The organism is Collinsella sp. AF28-5AC (assembly GCF_003457875.1).
Taxonomy (GTDB): Bacteria; Actinomycetota; Coriobacteriia; order Coriobacteriales; family Coriobacteriaceae; genus Collinsella.
Genome location: NZ_QRTA01000034.1, coordinates 1 through 1,928 on the forward strand (window position 1 = coordinate 1; position 1,928 = coordinate 1,928).

General features: G+C 55.1%; 1 protein-coding gene. It reads left to right on the plus strand.

From position 1 onward, the window contains the following. Nucleotides 1-201: 201 nt before the first annotated feature. Complete coding sequence (locus DWZ01_RS10520) at nt 202-1,326, plus strand: aminotransferase (RefSeq protein WP_117770654.1); 1,125 nt, start codon at nt 202-204, stop codon at nt 1,324-1,326. The last annotated feature ends 602 nt before the right edge of the window (nt 1,327-1,928 follow it).

The window sequence follows — 1,928 nt, forward strand, 5'->3', positions numbered from 1 at the left end:
CCGCGGCGGCCCGCGCTGCATGAGCATGCCCTTCTGGCGCGAGGACCTCTAAGGTCTTCAAGGACCCGTACAGGTCATAATACATACATCTAGCTGCCATTAGATGTCTCCCATTGGGGCGGTGCGGGTTTTCGCACCGCCCCAATCTTGTATGAGGAACGTCAACACGATTGGATGACTGCTTTTGTAAGGAGCTTGGCTATGGACATCAAGACGATTGGCGTTGAGGAATGGCTCAACGTTTGGGAGAAGAGCGCCACGTGGGACATCGCCCAGTCGACGATCTCGTCGCTCACCATGGGCGAGCTGCGCGCGCTCGATGAACAGGACGGCGCCACGTTCTACGAGCGCCTGGACCGCGAGAAGATGAACTACGGCTGGATCGAGGGCTCGCCGGAGTTTAAGGCCGAGGTTGCCAAGCTGTATCGTCGGGAGGTCAATCCCGATCACATTCTGCAGACCAATGGCTGCACGGGCGCTAACCTCAACGCCATCATGGCTGTGGTCGAGCCCGGCGACCATGTTATCGCCGAGTGGCCCACCTACGCGCCGCTCTACGAGATTCCGCGCACGCTGGGCGCCGAGGTCGAGTATTGGGAGCTTCGCGAGGAACTCGGCTGGAAGCCCGATATCGAGGAACTCAAGCGCTTGGTGCGTCCCAACACCAAGCTCATCTGCATCAACAACGCATCTAACCCCATCGGTACGGTGCTCGATGCCGATATGCTCGGCCAGATTGCCGAGATCGCCCGCTCGGTGGGCGCCTACGTGCTGTGCGACGAGGTATATCTGCCGCTCGAAAACACTGAGTCCTTTATGTCGATGGTCGACGTGTACGAGAGGGCCATTGTCACCAACTCGTTGTCGAAGACCTATTCGACACCTGCGGCCCGCGTGGGCTGGGTCCTGGCAGACGAAGAGATATCCAGCCGCATCCGCACCTATCGCGATTACACCATGATCTGCGGCGGTGTGTTCAACGACGCCCTGGCGACCTATGTGCTTGAGCACAAGGATAAGATTCTCGAGCGCAATCGCAAGATCGTGTTTGGCAACCGCGATATCGCGCAGGCTTGGATCGATACGCAGCATCGCGTTTCCTGGACGGCCCCGCAGGGCGTGTCCACCTCGTTTATCCAGCTGGATATTCCCGAGGATGACGAGGAGTTCTGCAGGCGCCTGCTGTCCGAGAGGGGAGTGCTGCTGGTCCCCGGTAGCCGTTTTGAGCTTCCCTGCGGCGCACGCCTGGGCTACTGCGCGAGCGAGGACGTTCTGCGCGAGGGCCTGAGGCTTTTGGGCGAGGCACTGGCGGAGTTCGATCGCTAGGATTCCGATGGTCTTCGGGGGCCTTATCCAAATTAGCCGAAGATAATCGAAAACGGACCCGTTTCCCTAGGGGAAGCGGGTCCGTTTTTCTATACCGAGAAGTCAAGTTGTTACAAATGGGGCCGTAAAGCGAGGCGGTATCCGCTGGGCCTTATACTGAGTTTCCGGTGAACGGTATCAAGCGTCTGGTAAACGGTAATTTATTTATCAGAAATGAATAGGACAAACTTTTTTCTGAATAAAAATGAAAATGGTTGAGACGCGGTGTGAACCGCTAATTCTATTCATAGCTTTATTGGAAATATGCAATTTGAGGATGGTTTAACAAAGTTTAGTTCCATTTGATTTTAGGATTAAAACGCGTTTAAGCACGTAAATACGCTTTATTAAGATGAAGTGTGCCATGCGTGAAGTATATGTGTATGCCGTTCACCCCCTATAAAAAACCGTTCGGGGGCAAGGTGGAAGTATGAGCTGATTTTGGATATAAATATGTCGTCAGCAATAACGCCTCACACGGAGGGGCGCTAACGAATCGGCCCTGACAAGGGCCCGAAAGAAAGGTAGGAGGCCATGACGAAAGGTCTGCACGTGCCTTCCGA

What these genes read in the sequence shown, in the direction of transcription:
- DWZ01_RS10520 (WP_117770654.1), top strand. Translation starts at nt 202, where the DNA reads ATGGACATCAAGACGATTGGCGTTGAGGAATGGCTCAACGTTTGGGAG.